This is a genomic window from Streptomonospora salina (assembly GCF_014204715.1).
Taxonomy (GTDB): domain Bacteria; phylum Actinomycetota; class Actinomycetes; order Streptosporangiales; family Streptosporangiaceae; genus Streptomonospora; species Streptomonospora salina.
Map to the genome: position 1 here is coordinate 2,388,156 of NZ_JACHLY010000001.1, position 17,517 is coordinate 2,405,672.

A 17,517-nucleotide genomic window follows, 5' to 3' on the forward strand; every position below is an offset into this window, starting at 1 on the left:
CTCACCAGGTCCCTCCCGTCGGGGCGAATGCGGCCGCGGAGTCGAACCCGCAGGAGGCCAGCGCCGCGGCCCGCTCCGGGCCGGGCGGCACCACCAGGGCACCGGGGTCGTCGCCGGTGCGCCGGTAGATCTCGTTGGAGACGACCTGGCCGCCTTCGGCGCCGATGACCTCGCGGACGCTGGCCAGGCGGCGCCGGCCGCCGGGGGCGGTGGTGATGTGGGCGACCAGGTGCACCGCCGAGGCGATGAGCAGGTTGGTGGCCTCCAGCGAGAGCCGCTCGGGCGCCTGGGCGGTGTAGGCGGCGAGCTTGGTGAAGGCCTGCTCGGAGCTGCCGGCGTGCACGGTGGCCATCGACCCGTCGGTACCCATCGACATGGCGTTCAGCAGGGCGATGGTCTCGGTCCCGCGGGTCTCGCCCACGATCACCCGGTCCGGCGCCATGCGCAGTGCGTGGCGCACCAGCTCGGCCAGGGTGACCTCCCCGGCGCCTTCGATGTTGGCCGGGCGCGCCTGCAGTGCGACGCAGTCGGAGCGGGCGTCTTCGTCCAGGTTCAGCTCCAGGCTGTCCTCGACGGTGATGACGCGTTCCCACGGGCCGAACGTCTCCAGGGCCAAGGCCCGCAGGAGCGTGGTCTTGCCCGCCCCGGTGGCACCGGCGATCAGCAGGTTCATCCGCGCGGACACGGCCGCCTCCAGCAGGCCGCGCGACGTGTCGTCCAGCATCCCCGACTCCTGCAGGGCGTGCAGGCCCAGCGATTCGCTCGGGTGGCGGCGGATGGCCACCGCGACCCGGCGCGCCACGTCCATCACCGCCGACAGCCGGGAGCCGTCGGGCAGCTCCATCGACAGCAGCGGTGCGGCGGCGTCGAAGCGCCGCTCCCCCGAGGCCGAGGAGGCCGCGATGCGGCGCACCAGGCCGATGAGTTCGGCGTCGTTCGTGGCTACCGGCGGGCGCGGTTCGCGGTGCCCGCCGCCGAAGTCCACGATCACGCGCTCGCCGGTGATGAGGATGTTCTGCACTCCCGGCTCGGCCAGCAGCGGCTCCAGACCGCCCAGCCCGCACACCCGCGCCACCACGTGAGCGCGGACGTCGTCCTCCTGCGCGCGGGTCAGTACCGTGCTGCCGCGGGAGAGGCTGTCGGCGGCCATGGCGTCGAGGACCTCGTCGGCGATGGCGCCGACGCGGCGGCGGTACTCCCCCTCCTCATCGGTGGCGAGGGCCCTGGGCGGGTCCTGTCCGGTTCGGTCGAGCAGCCGGGCGGTGACCTCCCCGGCCACCTGCTCGACCAACGGGGTCGTGGCGGCCGGTGCTTGTGCGTCGACGGTGGTCATGCGGCCCTCCCCTGCTCCGTCACGGGGCAGGGCGCCGTGGGCATGAGCGCGACCGGCTCCTGCGGCGCCGGGGCCGCGCTCTCCTCGTCGACAGGTGCGCCGACCCGCTGCTCAGACGTGGGTTCCCAAGCGGGAGTGCGCTCTCCCAGTTCCTCCAGGCGCTCGGCCAGCCCGCGCGCGGCTTGCATCAGCGGCAGCCACTCCACGGGGGTGATGTCGCGGCGTTCGCGCAGCCAGCCGCGCGCCCGCGCCCACCATCCCCGTCCGGCGGGCAACGCCTCGCCCCGCACGAACGCCGCCCCCAGCGGATCGTGGGGCATGCGCGCCCATACCGGCATCTGCGTCTGCTCGGCGATCTCGCGGTCGCTGAAACACCGCGCCCTGTCGACCACGCACGCGCCCACCCGGATCCCGGCCTCCTCCAGCCGCGCCAAACCCGGCGCACACGCCGCCAGACGCCCGAGTTGGGCGGGATCCTCGCGAACCGACACGACCACCGCGTCGGCGTGCCACAGCAGATAGGACCCGGCCGTGCGCGGACTGATCCGCCCTACATCGACCACCGCCACCCCACCGGAGCGCAGCAGCGCCGGGTGGTGGGCGAGTTCATAGATCGCCGAGGCGCAGGTCGGCGCGGCCGTTTCGGCCATCACCGTCGGCACGCACCCGGCCACCTGCTCGGCGTGGTCCAGCAGCGGGTTATCGCCCTGTTCCGCCTGCGGGTTCGAGCGGCGGCTGGCCGCCGCCAACGAACCGAGACCGCGCTCAACCCGGCGGCGGTGCCACACGGCCATATCCCCACCGGAAGCGTCGGCCTCCACCAGCACCGGCACACTCAGCGGCGTCACCGGCCAGCAAGCCGCCAGCGCCGCCGCCACCGAGGTCACCCCCGGCGCCCCCGACAGCGAACACACCCCGATGATCACAGGTCCTCCCCGTTTGCTCCCGCGACCAGCGCGGCCGTCAGCGCCAGCCGCACCTCGTCGCGCCCGGCCGCCCGCGCTACCGCCGCCGCCTGCTCTGCAGGCACGTCCAGATGCACCGTCGACTCCTCCTCGCCTCGGCCGGAGCGCTCCACCGACTGCACCCGGCCCGCGACCACTCCGTCCTCCTGCGCGGTCGGCCCGCCGCCCTCGCCGTCGCTGTCGGCAGCGGGCTCGGACGGTTCCCGGCCCGTCAGCACGATGTCGACGGGGGCGCCCATGTCGGCGGCCTCGGGCACCGCCGAGGCAGGCAGCTCCGCCGCCACCACCGCCCGATCCGTCGGGGGCCAAACGCCCTGCTCCGCGACGGCGGTACGCGGGATCGGCGTCCCCTCCTTCAGCGCCACCGCGGCCCGGCGCCCGACCACGTCCTCAGGCTCGGTACCGGGAAAGTCGCCCTCGGGCAGGCCCGAGGCCTCCACCATCCGCAGGTCGGCTTCCCCGATGGCGTGGCCCGCCGGTACGTCGCGTGCGGCCACCGCCACCCGGGCCCGGTCTTCGGCGGCCGCCGTCGCCGACACGGCCAAGAGCGCTCCCAGCGCCACCATCCCGGCCCCGGCCACCGCCCACCGCCGGTTCCGGCGCGTGACCGCATCCATTCGTCCGGTGACCGGATGCGTGCCTTCTGTCTTTTCGGCGGAAACTCCCACCGCTCCTCCCCCCGGTTCTCCCCAACACGCCCCACGGGCGCGGTCAGCCCTCGACCACCAGTGAGTGCACCTCGACCACCTCCACCCCGCGGTCGGCCGCGGTCTCCATCGGCTCCAGCTCCCCGCCCTCGCCCGTCGAGGACTCCCAGGCCACGTCCCAGACCACACGGGTTTGGACCGTGTCCTCGGCCCCGGGCCGGTTCTTCGACGACAGTTCGTAGCTGTGCCCGCAGTCCGGCGACGCGTCGCCGGCCGTGTGCACCGCCGGGTCGTACACCGTGCCGGGCCCGGAGCAGGTGACGTCGGTGCCGTCGCCCATGTCCCAGATCACCTCGCGCGGGGTGGCCGTCACCGACGCCGACCCGCCGTCCACCGACACGTCCGCAGTGCGCGGCTCCCACTGCTCGGGCTCGATCCACAGCCACACCGGGAACCGCACGACCATGTCCCCGCCCATCGGCGGCGCCGACCCGATCGCCGGCTCCGGCAGCTCCAGCTGCGCCCGCGCCTCATCGATCAGCGCTTCCACATCCACACCGCCCCCGCCGGTGGTCGCCGGAGAGGTCATCGTGGTCGTGCAGTGGCCGATCCCGTCGACGGGTTCGGTGCAGTGCGACTCCGGCTCGACCGGCTGCGCCGAGTCGGGCGAAGGAGGGCGCTCCCCGTTTCCGGTCACCGGACCGTCGGATCGTCCCGGATCGCGCGAACGTCCGCGGATCTCACAGGAAGCGCTCCCGCACTCAGGTTTCGCCATGAAGCCTTCATCCGCATAGGCGACCGAAGACACAGCCGTCACCACCGCAAACGCGCCTGCAGTCGGTACGAGACCGATGCGCCCGAGGGTTAGCGTTCGCATTCGCCGTACTCGCCGAACCAGAGCTTTTCGACCTGCCAGGTACCGCGTTCCTCGGTCACAGTCGCGGTGGTGGGCCGCGGCTCATCGGAGTCGGGAAGGTCGCCTTCCCGGTCCTCTTCCACGATCTGCCAGTCCGAGCCATCCACGCAGTCGTCGATGACGACCCTCGGCGGATCACCGCCCAGATCCCGTTCGACGACCTCCGGCTTCAAGCCGGGCTCACCCGTCGCTCGGGTCCCGTCCAGCCAGTCCTGCGCCAATTCGAGCGCTTCGCCTTTCGCGTACCAGGCGAGGTCGGGGTGGTCGGTGACTCCTTCGTGCGAGCCCTCCACGACAGCCGTCATAAGTCCGCGGTAGGCCTCCAGCGCCCGGGCCTCTGCGGTGGAGGGCGGCGACACACTTGGCGACGAATTCGCTTCCGCGGCCTCCTCACCCGACGAGCACCCGCTCCCCAGCACAAGGACACCCAACACCGCCGCACCAACGGCAAACCGCACGAGCCACCCACAATCCGCAAGGCGATCGTTCGATCACTCTCCGAAACCAATGATGACTCTAACCAGCCCTCAATGCCCCCACAACCCAAATCCAGCAACTCAGTGTGACCGAAATTGATGGCAAGGCCACACGGGACTGGTGTCCAATCCGGACCACCCGCACCCACGGGCCAAAATCACCTGAAAACCTACTGGTCCCCATTGCGCAGATATCGCGGTAGCACCATCGGGAGTCATTCGGTTACGACGGGAACTGCTGGGTCTCGACCGGTGTTAACGTGCCTGCGCATGCAGCGATCGGAGGCGAGTCGATGGACGGATCCACGTCCGAACAGGACCTGGTGCGGTCGCTGCTCCGGGACCAGCATCCCGACCTGGCCGAACTCGAACTCCGAGCCGTCGACGGCGGCTGGGACAACCGGCTATGGCGCCTCGGACCGGAACTGGCCGTACGCATGCCGCGCACCGAACACGCCCCCGCTCTGCTGCGCACCGAGCAGACGTGGCTGCCGACGCTGGCGAACCGCCTGCCGCTGCCGACGCCCGCCCCGGTGCGGATCGGCGAACCGTCACACCTGTTCGCGCACACCTGGACCGTCGCGCGCTGGGTCGGGGGCGAACCGGCCGACCGCGCGCCGGTCACCCGCACCGACGCGGCCGAGACCCTGGCGGAGTTCCTCCGTGCGCTGCACGCGCCGGCACCCGCCGACGCACCGACCAACCCCGCGCGCGGCGTCCCCCTGGCCGGATTGCACGAAGGGACCGACCGCTGGTTCGAGGCCATCGCCGACCACCCGGGCGCCGGCGGCGCGCGCGACATCTGGGAGCAGGCCCTGGCGGCCCCCGCCTGGCAGGGTGCCCCGCTCTGGCTGCACGGCGATCTGCATCCGGCGAACGTGGTCGTCCGGGACGGGACGCTCGCCGGGGTGATCGACTTCGGTGACATGTGCGCGGGCGATCCCGCGACCGACCTTTCCGCCGCCTGGATCCTGCTGCCTGCCGGCGCGGCGCGTCGGTTCTTCGACGCCTATGGGAAGACCGACGAAGCAACCGTCGCCCGGGCCCGCGGGTGGGCCGTCCTGCGCGCCCTGGGCCTGATCGGGATCGGACGCAACGGGCGGCTCGGGCTGCCCGGCGGCAAACCGACCTGGGAACCAGCGGGCTACGCCACCCTGGAACGAGTCCTGGCAGCGCACTGAACGCGTGGCGGCACATCGGGGACGGTGAGGCCCGCGAATACCGGAGTCGCGTCGCCGCTCAGCCGTCCAACCCGTGCCAGAACGGCGTTGGATCGTCACCCGCAGAGACGAGAGCACTCTTGAGCGCACCGGGACGGACGTCAGCATCGGGAAGCTGATTCACGTCCAGCCAGTGGAACTCCAGGTGATCTTCTTGACTGGCGGGTTCCACGTCGGTGATGGCTACCTCGAAGACCAGGTTGATCTCGTGACGGGTGGCGTCGTCCTCGATATAGCCGTGTTCGACCGCACCGAGGAACCGCTCGATTTTCGCTTCGGCGCCGAGCTCTTCGCGCACCTCGCGAACGAGGGCGGCCTCCACCCTCTCCCCCGGCTCGACGTGGCCCCCGGGCAGAAACGACCAGGACTTGGTGCGTTGACGCGCCACGAGAAGTTGGCCGTCCCGGCGAATGACAGCACGGGCGATGATCTCCGTTGTGGCGCTCATGTCTGCCCTTCGTGTCTTCGGGTGCCTTTAGAGTTGCCGCTTGTGACGAACTCTGAGCTTACCGCCGAGGCTGTCGCAACGGGCGTGGAAGAGCTGTTTTCCGGCCTCGGACCGGTGCGCGTCGTCCGTCCGTTACGACAAGGCCGGAACCACGCGTCATGGGTCCTGGAGTCGACGCGTGGCCAGCTCGTGGGAAAAGTTCTTCGGGGGCAACGCGGAGCGGCCAGCTTGGAGCGTCTGGCCGAGCACCGCCGCGTTTGTGAGCATGGAGTAGCGGTGCCGCGGCTTCTGGCCTTCACCGAGTCCTCCGATGCGGTGGCCGGTCGGCCGTTGACGGTCTTGGAGTATCTCCCCGGTATGGACGCCGAAGAGGCGTTGCCCGCCCTGGAGGCTACAGCCGCGCTGGAGGTCATGCGGGAGACCGGCGCGGCGTTGGCGCAGCTTCATCAGATTCCAGTCGATGCCTTCGGCGATGCGGTGACAGGTCTGAGCCCGATATCGACAAGCTGGGATGCCGTCATCGCTCATCGGGTGGGGACGCTGCGGACGGCCTATCGAGACGTCGCTGATGTTCCAGGACCGCTGATCGAAGAGGGCTTGGGCATGTTGCTCGGGATGGCGGAGGACGTGTCCGCGGTCGCGGAGCCGGCGGTCTCCCATCTGGACGTCTACCCGCCTAACATTCTGCTCGATGAAGAAGGCGGCTTTCGGCTCCTCCTGGACCTGGAGCATCTGCGCTGGGTCGACCCGGTGATGGACTTCGTCAAACCCGCGATGTGGATGTTCCCCGACCGACCGAAGTGGGCGAAGGCGTTCGCCGAGGGCTATCGCAGCACTGCCGAATGGCCGTGTCGCTGGACGGAACGGCTCGCCGTCGCAACCGGCCTGGAGTTACTGACAGGGGTCGAATATTGGACACGAGTCGCTGACCATGCGATGCGCGAAGACTACGTGCGACGCCTGCACGCCTGGGTCGGATCCGGCGGAGCTGATCACGTCTGGTCGATGATCAGCTCAGCGACACGGTGTGCGTAAGAGTCCCAATCTTGGGCGCCTGTATCGATCACATGTAGGGGGAGCCGAGATTCCTGCGCCCGACGGAGCAGCTCGGCCTGCACACCCCTGATGTGGTCAGCCCTCTCGGCATCCGTGGCACCGAAACCGTTCAAATAGCGGGACCATTTCGGTCCTCGATGAATTCGCGTCGAATCTACGCACTGGGCAGCAACGCGGTCTTCGGGCACCCAAAGAAGTACGAGGTGCACCCCCAGATCGGAGAGGCGCTTTTCGATGTCTTCCAGCGCGTATCGGCTCGTTGGAAGCCCATACACGTGCATGTCGAATCCGATCCCCTCGAGCACACATGTTGGAGCCCAGGTGTGCGCGAAGCGGTGCTGGGGAAGCGTACTCGCCCGGAAGCGCCGGTCGCTCTCTTCGAGAAACGCGGTCACATGATCGAGCCATGTGAGGATGCGGTCCGCGTGCTCATGCGGTGCCCCGGGCGAGTAAGTGTGTGTGGTGAGCGTCGCGGCTTGGGGCATCGCGATAAGCGACTCGCAGCCCGAGGCGACGAGCCGCGCCAACGCCCGGTGGTAGACCGAGGTCTTGCCCGCGCCCCATACCCCCGCCAGGACACATCCCCTCACCGTCGAACCCGGGTATGGATGCACGATGCGATGTTCGGCAGTTCGGTCGGATCCGTCCAAGTCAGCGAAAGCCTCGGCACATCCCCCGCCAGCCGGTCCCACAGCTCGTCGCAGCTGTTTGGGGTATCCGTTGGTCCTTCGAGTTGGCGACTCAGGTCGAGCCAGTCGTCGGCGAAGAAGTCCTCGGCGCCGAAATCGAGATGCCGTCGCAGAAAGCCCTCATCTTGAATCGGCGACGGTGGCGTGCGCGTTAGAACAGCGATCAAAGCGACCTCGGCGATGGGAACGAACGGTCGGTTGACAAGAGAGGCGAGTTCCCCGGGGGTGAGCTCCACCTTTCCGTCTACGAGGTGCCGCCCCCGGGTGGGTTCGAGACGATCGAGCGCGCCCGCCAGGAGGGGGGAGCCGCTCATCCCCTCGGGAGTGAAACGAGCGGCCAGGGGGACGCCGACGGCGTTCCACCGGCCAGGGTGTGTGGGGACGAGGATGGTCCGGTCGTTGGACACCGGGTGCGCGCCGTGTTCCTCGATCAGGTGAGTGAACACTGTGGTCTTGCCCGATCCGGGATGACCTGTGACCAGGACCCCGCGACCTCCGATGTCCACCGCTGCTGAATGCACGCTGCGCCCGCCCTGGGCTTCACCACCGCGCATGATGAGTTGGCGTACCACACGGGTTCCGACGGTGGCGGCGACATCGGTGTGTTCGGCGGCGATGCTCACGAGTCCCGGTGTCCTGGTGATCACGTGGTCCGGGACGGAGTTCGGAAGCAGGGTTTCGCCGTTCCCGGCGGTCCAGACGCGGTAACGCTGCCGGGGATGACTGGTGCGCACCGCAGTCGCTGGCTGCGCGGTGAGGATGTGGCGAGCCTCGGCGACGCCGGCGGGATCGCGCTCTACCACCACTGTCAGGTGTGAACGAAGGCCGGTCTCGGCCACGACGAACGGACTGACGTAGTGACGCATAACAGCCCAGACCCCCTCAGGGGCGTCCAGTCGGCACACGCATGTCCCGAGATCAAGCAGTCGTGAAGCCATCCGTGCCCTCCTGGGATTGAGGAGTCCTTGGGCAGAGCCAGCGCGGTTGGCTGGGCCGACTGCTTTCCGGCTCGCCCAAGGCGTCTTGCTGCGAGTGCTCGGCCAGCCAGCGGGGCGCGCCTGCGTCGGTTTCGTCGACGACCTCCCGGGCTTGCGAGGGGACACTTGCAAGCCACGATCGACAGTGCCGGACCAGCTCCGCGCCTATCTGTGGCCAGCACAGTTCTCCCTCGACGCAGCGACGCCCGGCTTGCCCCATCAGCTCAAGGAGTGCGGGGTCCCTCAGCAGCGCGGCAATGCGCATAGGCCACAAGTGCAGGTCGTCCTCGACGAGTACGCCGGGATGGCAATTCGGAAGGCCCGTGACGGCTTGATCGGTGCCCAGCACCGGAAGCCCGGCGGCCAGATAGTCGAGAACCTTCATTTTCGCTCCGGATCCGGCCGTAAGCGGCGCAAGGGCGAGGGTCGTCGCCTCGAACGCTTCGCTGACGGTGTCGACACGACCGGTGAACTCGATGTCCCGGTCGCTGCGGGTCAGGCTGGCGGGGCCGCGGCCGATGATCCGTGCCCGAACGTCGACGCCTTCAGCGCGCACAGAGGGGAGGATCGTGTCGCAGATCGCCTCGACCGCGGCCGCGTTGGGCCTGTAGTACAGGTTTCCGACGAAGACCAGCGTCGAGGCGTCGGCATCGGGACCCCAGTAGAAGGCTCTACGCGGATCGGCGCCGTTAGGTAGCAGGGCCGTCCGCGACGCTGGAACACCTCCAGCGGCCGCTAAGGAGGCCTCGTTCCGAGTAGAGACGATCACAGCGTCGGCGTTCTCGAGCGCAGCGCCCTGTGTCTTCGCATGGCGCTCAACCGTGGTCGGTGATTCGCCAACAGTCTCCGCGACTTCCGCATCGTCGTCGTGCATGTCATAGACCAGCCGCGCGTCGAGCATTCCAGCCAGCCTTCGGCCCATGGCCACGAGAGCTTCCGCCTCGCAGAGGACGAGGAAATCCGCTCCCCGTCGTGCGGCCACCCCCGCAAGCGCAGTGGGATTGTAGAAGTCAGTCGGATGGACGAGTGCTACGTCGAACGGCCAATCTACTTCTGTTCCATAGTCCGCGCCGCGGTCGCACAGCATCATCGTGACGTCAGCACCCGAGCGAGAGCTGTGTTCGGCGAGGGCAAGGACACGGGCGGGGGTACCCGCCAGCGCCCGCCCGCGCCGGATGTTGGGAGTATCCAGCAGAAACACGAGTTTGGGAACCGGCGCGCTCACGAGGCCCCGCCTTCCGAATCCTCCGGGAAGGAATGGAGGTCCGCCGTGACGATCTGCCCGATGCCCGCCCGCAGACGTGTTCGTGGCCACCATGGCGCCATGTGGCGAAGCCGTTCCGGCTCGGCACAGGACACGGGCCGGAGGTGGGGTCGAAGTCGCTCGGGGCCAACCCGTGTCTCCAACGATCGTCCGGTGAGGCTGGACACCAGCTCGACCAGCTCGCGCCCTGTGGCCGTAACTCCCGTTCCGACATTGAAGACACCGGAACACGCGGTCGTCAGGAGCACCGTCAGGGCGTCGGCGACATCTGCCGCGTAGACGAAATCGCGGGATGTGTTCAGGTCGCCGAGGCGGAGAGTCTTTCCGAGTTCCGCCTGTCGAAGGACTTCGGGAAGCAGGTGGGGATGAGGGTCGTCGGGGCCGTAGACGTTGAAGAGCCGGGCGATCACTGCAGTGCATGTGCCCAGCCGGGACGCCTGGTCCTGTATCAGCCTTTCAGCGAATAGCTTGGACAAGCCGTACACACCCTGAGGATCCACAGGGTCGTCTTCCCGGTGCGGGATATCGCTCGGGGCATAGACGTCGGCGGTCGACGCGAATACCAGCCTCTGCGGTGGATGAGCCGCGCATGCGTCCAATAGGTGCTGGGTGCCCAGCACGTTGACCGCCAGTGTGTCGGCGGGCGCATCGTCACAGTCGGGGATGAAGTGCCGCGCAGCAAGGTGCACGACAGCCCAGGGGCGTTCGGCCGCCACGAGTTCGATGAGTTGGGAGCGTTCGCGTATGTCGAGGGCTTCGGGCTTGAACTCCGCGCATCCGGCGAACTCGTCCAGTCGGTCGAACGTGCCTGCGCTGCCGTCATCTACCGCTACGACACGGAATCCGCGTGCACGCAGCGTTCGTACGACAGGCACCCCGATCAAGCCGGCAGCTCCCGTGATGAGGACGGTGCGTCGCGCGGTGTCACTGGCTTCGGCAAGCATGATGTCCTTTCTGCGAGGAGGACCGTTGGCGGAAACGCCGTCTGATCTCCGGGAAGCCCTTGACGAAAGCGCGAGAGCTTCAACACGGCCGGTGGTGGAACATGCGACAGCGTCCGGGACGGGGGCATGGAGGAAGCGGTTGCAGGGAGACCGTGAGGTCATGGCGCCGCTCGGCCTCACCGCACGTCGCCCGCATCGTGGCGTCGTTCGGGGAGGTGACCCACGCCGCCGTAGAGCCATGCGCGCTCGGGCTCGCGGGGCGGGCCCGTCGGGCGCCAGTTCATGATCAGCGGCAGTCCCGGCGGTACGAGCGCCATTCCCTCGAAGATGGCAGTGACTTCCGCGTGGGCGCGCAGGACCATCGGCGCGGTGGCGTCCTGGTAGATGCGGGTGATCTCTCGGGCAACCTCGGGAGTGGTGGCGTCATGGGATAGATGGCTTACCGCCAGGTGGCTGCCTGGGGGCATGTGGGCCCGGTAGGCGCCGACGATGTTGCGGGGGTCGTCGGGAACGAAGTGGAAGACCGCGATCGCCAGCAGTGCCCATGGCTGTGTGAGATCGATCAGGTGGCGGGTTTCCGGGGCGTGCAGCACCGCGGACGTGTCTCGGAGGTCGGCGGTGACGACTGTGGTATTGGGGTTGTCGGCCAGGCGGGCTCGGCCGTGGGCCAGGACGATCGGGTCGTTGTCCACGTAGACGACCCGGGTTTCGGGGGCGAGGTCCTGGGCGACCTGGTGGACGTTGTCCTGCTCAGGCAATCCGGAGCCCAGGTCGATGATCTGGCGGATGCCGGCTTCGCCGACGAGGTAGCTCACGACTCGGCGCAGGAAGTAGCGGTTGGCGTGGACGACCAGTTCGGCGTTTGGCTCGCGTTCTTTGATTCGCCCAGCGGCCTCGCGGTCCGGGGCGTAGTTGTCCTTGCCCCCAAGCAGGGCGTCGTAAATGCGTGCCGGGGTCGCCTGAGTGGTGGTGAAACCGGCGACTGCGCTGGGCGCGAGATCGTCGAATGTCATCGGCTTTCCCAAGGGGGCGGGTAGTGCGTCGGGACAGTCATGTCAGCAGTTGGAGGTTGCAAGCGGTCAGGCGGCTCGGGTGGCGCCGGGGGTCAGGTCCACGGGCAGGCTGGCGGGGCGGCGGATCATGAAGCTGGGCAGCGGCGGCACCTCGCCGGCCACCGCGAGGTGGGGGAAGCGGGCGAAGAGGCGCGAGAGGGCGGTCTCCAGCTCCAGGCGGGCGAGGTGGGCGCCCAGGCACAGGTGCGGCCCGTGGCCGAAGGCCAGATGCCCCTTGGGGTTGCGGGTCACGTCGAAGGTTTCCGGGTCGTTCCACCGGTGGGGGTCGAGTCCGGCGGCGGAAATGCCCAGCAGCACCCCGGCCCCGGCGGGCAGCTCGGTGCCGCACAGCTCGACCTCGCGGGTGGTGAAACAGATCGGCAGGGTGGCCACGGAGCTGTAGCGGCGCAGGCACTCCTCGATCGCCGGCGACCAGCCCACCTGCCCGGTCAGGACGAGGTCGCGCTGGTCGGGGTGGGTGGCCAGGGCCTGGGCGGCGTTGAGTAGGGCGCCCAGGGTGGTGTCGAAGCCGGCGACGATCAGCAGGTAGCAGGTGTCGACGGCATCGGCGCGCGACACGTCGCCCGCCCGGTGGGACGCGGCCAGCAGGGAGAGCAGGTCGCCGCCGGCGGCCTCAGGCGGGGTGTGGTCGAGCAGGTCGGCGATGTAGGCGCGGGCCTCCGCGTGCACGCCGGGGTCGCTCAGGGCGAAGGCGCGGGTGGTGATGTCGCTCAAGCGTTCGGCGTGCTCGGGGCCGAGTCCGAACAGGTCGAGGAACACCTCCACGGTCAGTTGCCAGGCGAAGTCCAGCAGGTCCACCCGCGGCCCGGCGGCTTCCATCCCCTCGAGGAGGCGGTCGGTGACGGCCTCGATCTGGCCCCGGCGGTGTTTGACGGCGGCCGGGGTGAAGGCCGGGCGCAGGAGTCGGCGGATCCGTTCGTGGTCGGTGCCGTTGAGGGCGAGGAGGCTGCGCAGGTCGCCTACCAGGGCCACCAGCGGGTGCGCGGGATCCACCTCGCCACGCTGGAGGGCGGGCCAGTTCTCGGCGCCGCGCAGGAACGTGCCGCTGGTGTCGCCTTGGACGGTGCGCAGGGCCTCGTCGCCGCTGGCGGCCCACAGGTGCAGGCCGGCTAGCTCGACCGCAGCCACCGGGCCAGCTTCGCGAAGACGCTGCGTGTTGGTGGCGGGGTCGTCGAGTTCGAGGCGGATGCGCGACGTGGGGCGGGGGAGGGATTCCACGGGTTCTCCTGGTGTGTAGCGGCGGGTGCGGTGAGGGGGCGGGCGGGGGTGAAGGTGACGGGTAGGGCGCGGCGTCCGGCGATGACCGTGGAGGCGCGCCGTTGTGCGGGTTCTTGGCTCAGGCGCAGGTCGGGCAGGCGCTGCTGGAGGCGCTCGACCCCGGTCTGGGCGGTGGACAGGGCGATGTCGCGGCCCAGCCGGGGGCAGCCGTGCGGGCCCATGCCGAACACCGGGTAGGCCCGGTTGGAGGGTCCGGGCGGTGTGGTGCGCAGCTGGTGGCGCTGGGCGGCGCCGAAGCCCATGACCAGGCAGTCGCCCCGGCGCAGCCGGTAGCCGCCCAGTTCGAGGCCGTCGACGGTGGGGAACCGGCCGACGAGGGTCTCCAGGGGCGGGTGGTGCCAGATCCCGTGGTTGAGGGTTTCGCTGATCAGCCAGGTGGAGCCGACCATGTGCAGCCGCGACGTCTGCAGCAGGTCGGCGAGGGTGTTGGTGACGGTGTGGGCGATGGGGTCGTGGGCGGCGGCCATGATCAGCGCGAGCTGGTCGCGGATCTCTTCGTCGTCGAGGCCGCGGGTGATCATGCCGGTGGTGATGTCGCGGCCCGGGTGGGCGCGGCGGTGGGCGGCGTGGCCGATCAGCAGGTCTTGGAGCTGGTGGTGGGCGTGGCCGGCGTCGGCTTGGCCGTCCCAGAGGCGCTGCATGGCCATGCCCACCCGCAGCCCCGCGGACTGGTCCATGCCGAACAGGCGGCACAGCACCAGCAGCGGCAGCACGGAGGCGTATTCGGAGACCACGTCGGCCTCGCCGCGGGTGCAGAACCCGTCGACGATCAGGTCGGCGGTCTCGCTGACCTGGTGGGGGACGCGGGACAGCGCGACGTCCTCCAGTGCCCCGGTCACGGCCTCGCGCAGCCGGGTGTGTTCGGCGCCGTCGACCGACAGGGCGTTTCGCCGCGGCGGATACAGCGCCTGCAGCGGGCTGGTGGCGGGGATGGTGCCGTTCCAGAGGTCGTGCCAGGCGCGGGGGTCGCGGGCGTAGCGCTGTTCGTCTTTGAGGACGCGCTGGAGGCAGTCCAGGGTGATCATGAGCCAGGCGGGCACGCCCTGTTCCAGCTCGACGGGGATGAGTCCGCGCTGGAAGTGCTCCTCAGGCAGGGTGTCGAGGGCGGTGGGCAGGTCCAGGGCGGGATCGTCCAGCCGCAACAGCGGCGGTGGCGGTGGGGGGTCCGGGGCCGACGTCATGGGGGAGTCGCTTTCGCACGGGAGAGAGGGGGCGGTCGAGGGCACCTGGCCTGGTTCCGGGGGTGGCGCGGCCTCAGAGGCTTCCGGCGGCGCGGCGCAGAAGCTCCTCGCAACCGGCGACCAGGTCGGCGACGGCGGTCGGCTCGTCGGCGCAGGCAAGAGTGGGGGCGTCGGTCAGTGCTGCCGCGCCGAGGGTGAGGGCGTCCTGGTAGGCCAAGCGGTGGGCGAGATCGGTGGCGTCGTCGGCGACTACGGCCTCCAGCAGCCCCAGGACCACTAACTCGGCCGTCAGAACGCGGGTAGCCACGAACCGGCCCCCACCACCAAGCCCCGCCTCGTAGCGGATCCGCCACAGGGGATGTCGCCGCCGCAGCTGCACAACCACCTCGGGCACCTCGGCGGGTTCTCCAAGGGCCGCGCTTGCGGCATCGGCGATCGCCCGCGCCACACGGTCGTGCACCTCCAGCTTCCGACGGAGCTCCTCCTCCGTCGGAGCGGCAGTGGTCAGAAGGCCCTTCAGAAGTCCGGGCGCCGGTACGAGGCTGGCTACGAACAGCCCTGCATCGGGTGTGTGAGGGGCGGAGTGGAAGCGGATGTCCCACCCTGGATACTCAGTACGCAGGCGGTGCAAGGACTCCACCGAGAACTTTTCCGGCGTCATGTAAACCAGTCTTCCGCGGAAGGGCTCGAATATCTATTCTCCGTGGAATAATCAGTATTCCCGCGGAATATTCGACAAGGGAGAGGGGAGTCGTTGCTGTGGTCTGCGGAAACTGCGGTAGGCATGGGTGCGGATGCGTCCCCGAGGAGTTCTGGAAGCGCAGCGACGTTCGCCGCGCCGTCTCCGAACAGGACATCGTCGCGGTCATCCAATCGCTGCGCGCCAATACCAAGCTCACTCAAGAAGCCATTGCCCGGCGCTCCGGCTTGGCTCAGGGCACCGTCTCGAAACTCGAAGCCGGCCGCCCTGTGCACAACGCGACCAAGGTCCGCGACGCGCTCCGTCGGCTGGGGGACGATGCTGCACGCCACGCCCCACACCTCGGCGAAACCGTAGTTCCTGGGCGGGCCCCGGTCGCCGACCGGGGCGTTCCAAACGAGGACGACTCCGAAGAACCGAGGTGGCTGCTCGCCCATGCCGCCCACATCACGGTCGGCATCGTCGATGGCGACTTCGAGGCGCCGGAAGGGCCTGATACCGCTTCGATCCCGGGCAGGGTCGAGGACGCCGACGTCGAGCACCTGGAGGCGATGACCGAGATCGTGCGTGCTGCCGACTACCGCTACGGAGGCGGAGTTGCCATGGACGCCATCGCCGCCTACCTCGAGCGAGCCCGGCGGTACACGCAGGCCGAGGGCGACCCTGATGTGTCCCATCGCCTGCGTGTCGCCCTGGCGGATCTGTACAACCTGGCCGGCTGGTCGGCCTTCGACACCGGAGCCCACGGAAGCGCCCGCCGGTACTTCGCTCACGCACTGGTGGAGGCGAAACGCTCCGGAGCGCCGTCGCTATCGGCAAACATCCTCTATCGGACAGGACGCCTCTACCTGCATCAAGGGTCTTACCAGGATGCCCTGCGTTTTTTCCAGCTCGGCCAGCTGGAGGCCCAGAACAGCTCCTGCACGTTAACGGTTTCCCTGCTGTGCGCCAACGAGGCCTGGGCCCTGGCGCTGCTCGACGACGAAAACGGCGCACTTCAGTCGCTGCAACGAGCTCAGGACGAATTCACACGCGCGGACCCCACCCACGCCCCTTCCTGGGTCCGCTTCTTCTGCGAAGCCGATATCTACGCGATGACCGGGGTGGCGAGCGTATCCCTCACAACGCAGACGCCCCGATCCCAGGCACGAGCAACCGAGAACCTCCTGCGCGGCCTGCACATGCGCGATGCCGACATGGAGCGCAGCAAGGCCTTCGAGCAATCCGCACTCGCAACCGCCCACCTGGCCCAAGGCGACATCGACGAGGGTGTCGCGGTCGGCCACCAAGCCGCCGACGTGGCCGGACGCCTCCGGTCACGTCGCGTCACCCAGCGACTGGCGCCCGTCGAGCGGGCGGCACGGGCCGCGCGATCCCGCGGGGAGCCAGCCGAACTGGCCGACCGGATTGCTACGCTCCACTTAGCATGACGACTCCGAATACGACATTCCCGGAGAACGACGCGCTCACAAGGGAGCGGCTCAGCGAGATCCTCGCTCAGGTGTGCGCCGCAGCGGGGCTGGACCCACGCGGCGCACGCCTCATCAAGTTCACCAACAACGCCGCCTTCGTACTGCCCGCCGACTCCGTCGTGGTCCGCATCGCGGGGTCCGCCCCGGTGCGGGACCGTGCCACCACCGTCGTGAACGTCGCCCGGTGGCTGGCCGAACACGAGGTCCCCGCCGTGCGGTTGCTGCCCGGCGTCGAGCAACCGGTCATGGTCGGCGTCCACGCCGCGACTCTCTGGCACTACACCGAACCGAGCGGCCCCGCGCCCGGGGGTGCGGACCTCGGGCGCATCCTGCACCGGATCCACAGCCTTCCCCCGCCCGCGTTCGACCTACCGCGGTGGGACCCGGTACCCAAGTTCCGCCGCCGGATCGACGACGCCGAAGGCCTACCGGCCGGGGACCGGGACTGGCTCCGTTCCCGCTGCGACGAACTCGACGCGGAGCTGACCCGGCTCGACTACGCGCTGCACCCCGGCGCCATCCACGGCGACGCCTTCGTCGGCAATCTCATCCCCGGTCCAGACGGCCCCGTAATCTGCGATTTCGACAGTGTCAGCGTCGGGCCGCGCGAATGGGACCTCACGCCCGCGGCCGTCGGCAAAGTGCGTATGGACTACGCCGAGGACGCGCACACGCCACTGGCGGCCGGCTACGGCTTCGACGTCATGGATTGGCCGGGCTTCGCGACACTGCGGCGAGTACGCGAGCTACAGCTGGTCACCTCGGTGCTTCCGAACCTGGTGAGCAACCCCGGGCTGCGTGAGCAATGGGAGCACCGCTACCGCACACTGCGTGCCGACGACACCCGGACCCGCTGGAGCACCTACCGCTGACCGGGG

At 69.4% G+C, this 17,517-nt stretch carries 18 protein-coding genes; 4 read left to right on the forward strand and 14 right to left on the reverse strand.

Annotated elements, in window-relative coordinates:
* Position 1: 1 nt before the first annotated feature.
* The 5 genes from HNR25_RS10890 to HNR25_RS10910 all read right to left on the reverse strand — a co-directional run bounded on the left by HNR25_RS10890 (position 2) and on the right by HNR25_RS10910 (position 4,166).
* Positions 2-1,333, reverse strand: coding sequence for a TadA family conjugal transfer-associated ATPase (locus HNR25_RS10890; protein ID WP_184634671.1), 1,332 nt, complete (start codon positions 1,331-1,333; stop codon positions 2-4).
* Entirely contained in the window at positions 1,330-2,259 is a 930-nt protein-coding gene (locus tag HNR25_RS10895) for a hypothetical protein (RefSeq protein WP_184634673.1), read from the reverse strand. Before HNR25_RS10895 ends, HNR25_RS10890 begins: the two co-directional genes overlap by 4 nt.
* Positions 2,256-2,915, reverse strand: a complete 660-nt coding sequence (locus tag HNR25_RS10900; protein WP_246463597.1) for an SAF domain-containing protein — start codon at positions 2,913-2,915, stop codon at positions 2,256-2,258. Before HNR25_RS10900 ends, HNR25_RS10895 begins: the two co-directional genes overlap by 4 nt.
* Positions 2,916-3,009: 94 nt before the next feature.
* Complete coding sequence (locus tag HNR25_RS10905; protein WP_246463598.1) at positions 3,010-3,642, reverse strand: hypothetical protein; 633 nt, start codon at positions 3,640-3,642, stop codon at positions 3,010-3,012.
* 167 nt (positions 3,643-3,809) lie between these two features.
* Complete coding sequence (locus tag HNR25_RS10910) at positions 3,810-4,166, reverse strand: hypothetical protein (protein ID WP_246463600.1); 357 nt, start codon at positions 4,164-4,166, stop codon at positions 3,810-3,812.
* Positions 4,167-4,630: 464 nt separating this feature from the next.
* Between HNR25_RS10910 and HNR25_RS10915 the strand changes: the two genes are divergently transcribed.
* Positions 4,631-5,518 carry an aminoglycoside phosphotransferase family protein gene (locus HNR25_RS10915; RefSeq protein ID WP_184634677.1) on the forward strand — a complete coding sequence of 296 codons (888 nt, stop codon included), beginning with the start codon at positions 4,631-4,633 and terminating at the stop codon, positions 5,516-5,518.
* A gap of 58 nt (positions 5,519-5,576) precedes the next feature.
* On the opposite strand, the gene HNR25_RS10920 is transcribed toward HNR25_RS10915, so the two are convergent.
* A complete protein-coding gene (locus tag HNR25_RS10920) occupies positions 5,577-6,005 on the reverse strand; it encodes an NUDIX domain-containing protein (protein ID WP_184634679.1) in 429 nt (142 codons plus the stop codon).
* A 42-nt stretch (positions 6,006-6,047) separates the two neighbouring features.
* On the opposite strand from HNR25_RS10920, the gene HNR25_RS10925 reads away from it, so the two are divergent.
* On the forward strand, positions 6,048-7,040 hold the full coding sequence (locus HNR25_RS10925; RefSeq protein ID WP_184634681.1) for a phosphotransferase family protein: 993 nt from the start codon (positions 6,048-6,050) through the stop codon (positions 7,038-7,040).
* On the opposite strand, the gene HNR25_RS10930 is transcribed toward HNR25_RS10925, so the two are convergent.
* From HNR25_RS10930 to HNR25_RS10965, 8 genes are all read right to left on the reverse strand, one after another.
* Complete coding sequence (locus HNR25_RS10930) at positions 6,998-7,711, reverse strand: DEAD/DEAH box helicase family protein (RefSeq protein WP_221457500.1); 714 nt, start codon at positions 7,709-7,711, stop codon at positions 6,998-7,000. The genes HNR25_RS10925 and HNR25_RS10930 overlap by 43 nt on opposite strands.
* Complete coding sequence (locus HNR25_RS10935) at positions 7,648-8,616, reverse strand: phosphoenolpyruvate carboxykinase (ATP) (RefSeq protein ID WP_221457501.1); 969 nt, start codon at positions 8,614-8,616, stop codon at positions 7,648-7,650. Before HNR25_RS10935 ends, HNR25_RS10930 begins: the two co-directional genes overlap by 64 nt.
* A gap of 52 nt (positions 8,617-8,668) precedes the next feature.
* On the reverse strand, positions 8,669-9,952 hold the full coding sequence (locus tag HNR25_RS10940) for a glycosyltransferase family 4 protein (RefSeq protein WP_184634685.1): 1,284 nt from the start codon (positions 9,950-9,952) through the stop codon (positions 8,669-8,671).
* The gene (locus tag HNR25_RS10945; protein WP_221457503.1) at positions 9,949-10,935 is read right to left on the reverse strand and encodes an NAD-dependent epimerase/dehydratase family protein; all 987 of its coding nucleotides are present in this window, start codon (positions 10,933-10,935) and stop codon (positions 9,949-9,951) included. The genes HNR25_RS10940 and HNR25_RS10945 overlap by 4 nt, the downstream gene beginning before the upstream one ends.
* 176 nt (positions 10,936-11,111) lie before the next feature.
* Entirely contained in the window at positions 11,112-11,948 is an 837-nt protein-coding gene (locus HNR25_RS10950) for an SAM-dependent methyltransferase (protein ID WP_184634689.1), read from the reverse strand.
* Between the two features lie 66 nt (positions 11,949-12,014).
* Entirely contained in the window at positions 12,015-13,226 is a 1,212-nt protein-coding gene (locus HNR25_RS10955) for a cytochrome P450 (protein ID WP_184634691.1), read from the reverse strand.
* The gene (locus tag HNR25_RS10960; RefSeq protein ID WP_184634693.1) at positions 13,118-14,467 is read right to left on the reverse strand and encodes a cytochrome P450 family protein; all 1,350 of its coding nucleotides are present in this window, start codon (positions 14,465-14,467) and stop codon (positions 13,118-13,120) included. Before HNR25_RS10960 ends, HNR25_RS10955 begins: the two co-directional genes overlap by 109 nt.
* Positions 14,468-14,540: 73 nt before the next feature.
* Complete coding sequence (locus HNR25_RS10965; protein WP_184634708.1) at positions 14,541-15,128, reverse strand: hypothetical protein; 588 nt, start codon at positions 15,126-15,128, stop codon at positions 14,541-14,543.
* Between the two features lie 98 nt (positions 15,129-15,226).
* On the opposite strand from HNR25_RS10965, the gene HNR25_RS10970 reads away from it, so the two are divergent.
* Both HNR25_RS10970 and HNR25_RS10975 read left to right on the forward strand, forming a co-directional pair.
* Positions 15,227-16,597, forward strand: a complete 1,371-nt coding sequence (locus tag HNR25_RS10970) for an NsdA family TPR-like regulatory protein (protein ID WP_184634710.1) — start codon at positions 15,227-15,229, stop codon at positions 16,595-16,597.
* Complete coding sequence (locus HNR25_RS10975) at positions 16,594-17,511, forward strand: phosphotransferase enzyme family protein (RefSeq protein ID WP_184634712.1); 918 nt, start codon at positions 16,594-16,596, stop codon at positions 17,509-17,511. The genes HNR25_RS10970 and HNR25_RS10975 overlap by 4 nt, the downstream gene beginning before the upstream one ends.
* The last annotated feature ends 6 nt before the right edge of the window (positions 17,512-17,517 follow it).

What these genes read in the sequence shown, in the direction of transcription:
- HNR25_RS10890 (WP_184634671.1), bottom strand. Translation starts at nt 1,333, where the DNA reads ATGACCACCGTCGACGCACAAGCACCGGCCGCCACGACCCCGTTGGTC.
- HNR25_RS10900 (WP_246463597.1), bottom strand. Translation starts at nt 2,915, where the DNA reads ATGGATGCGGTCACGCGCCGGAACCGGCGGTGGGCGGTGGCCGGGGCC.
- HNR25_RS10910 (WP_246463600.1), bottom strand. Translation starts at nt 4,166, where the DNA reads ATGACGGCTGTCGTGGAGGGCTCGCACGAAGGAGTCACCGACCACCCC.
- HNR25_RS10915 (WP_184634677.1), top strand. Translation starts at nt 4,631, where the DNA reads ATGGACGGATCCACGTCCGAACAGGACCTGGTGCGGTCGCTGCTCCGG.
- HNR25_RS10920 (WP_184634679.1), bottom strand. Translation starts at nt 6,005, where the DNA reads ATGAGCGCCACAACGGAGATCATCGCCCGTGCTGTCATTCGCCGGGAC.
- HNR25_RS10935 (WP_221457501.1), bottom strand. Translation starts at nt 8,616, where the DNA reads ATGCGTCACTACGTCAGTCCGTTCGTCGTGGCCGAGACCGGCCTTCGT.
- HNR25_RS10945 (WP_221457503.1), bottom strand. Translation starts at nt 10,935, where the DNA reads ATGCTTGCCGAAGCCAGTGACACCGCGCGACGCACCGTCCTCATCACG.
- HNR25_RS10950 (WP_184634689.1), bottom strand. Translation starts at nt 11,948, where the DNA reads ATGACATTCGACGATCTCGCGCCCAGCGCAGTCGCCGGTTTCACCACC.
- HNR25_RS10960 (WP_184634693.1), bottom strand. Translation starts at nt 14,467, where the DNA reads ATGACGTCGGCCCCGGACCCCCCACCGCCACCGCCGCTGTTGCGGCTG.
- HNR25_RS10965 (WP_184634708.1), bottom strand. Translation starts at nt 15,128, where the DNA reads ATGACGCCGGAAAAGTTCTCGGTGGAGTCCTTGCACCGCCTGCGTACT.
- HNR25_RS10975 (WP_184634712.1), top strand. Translation starts at nt 16,594, where the DNA reads ATGACGACTCCGAATACGACATTCCCGGAGAACGACGCGCTCACAAGG.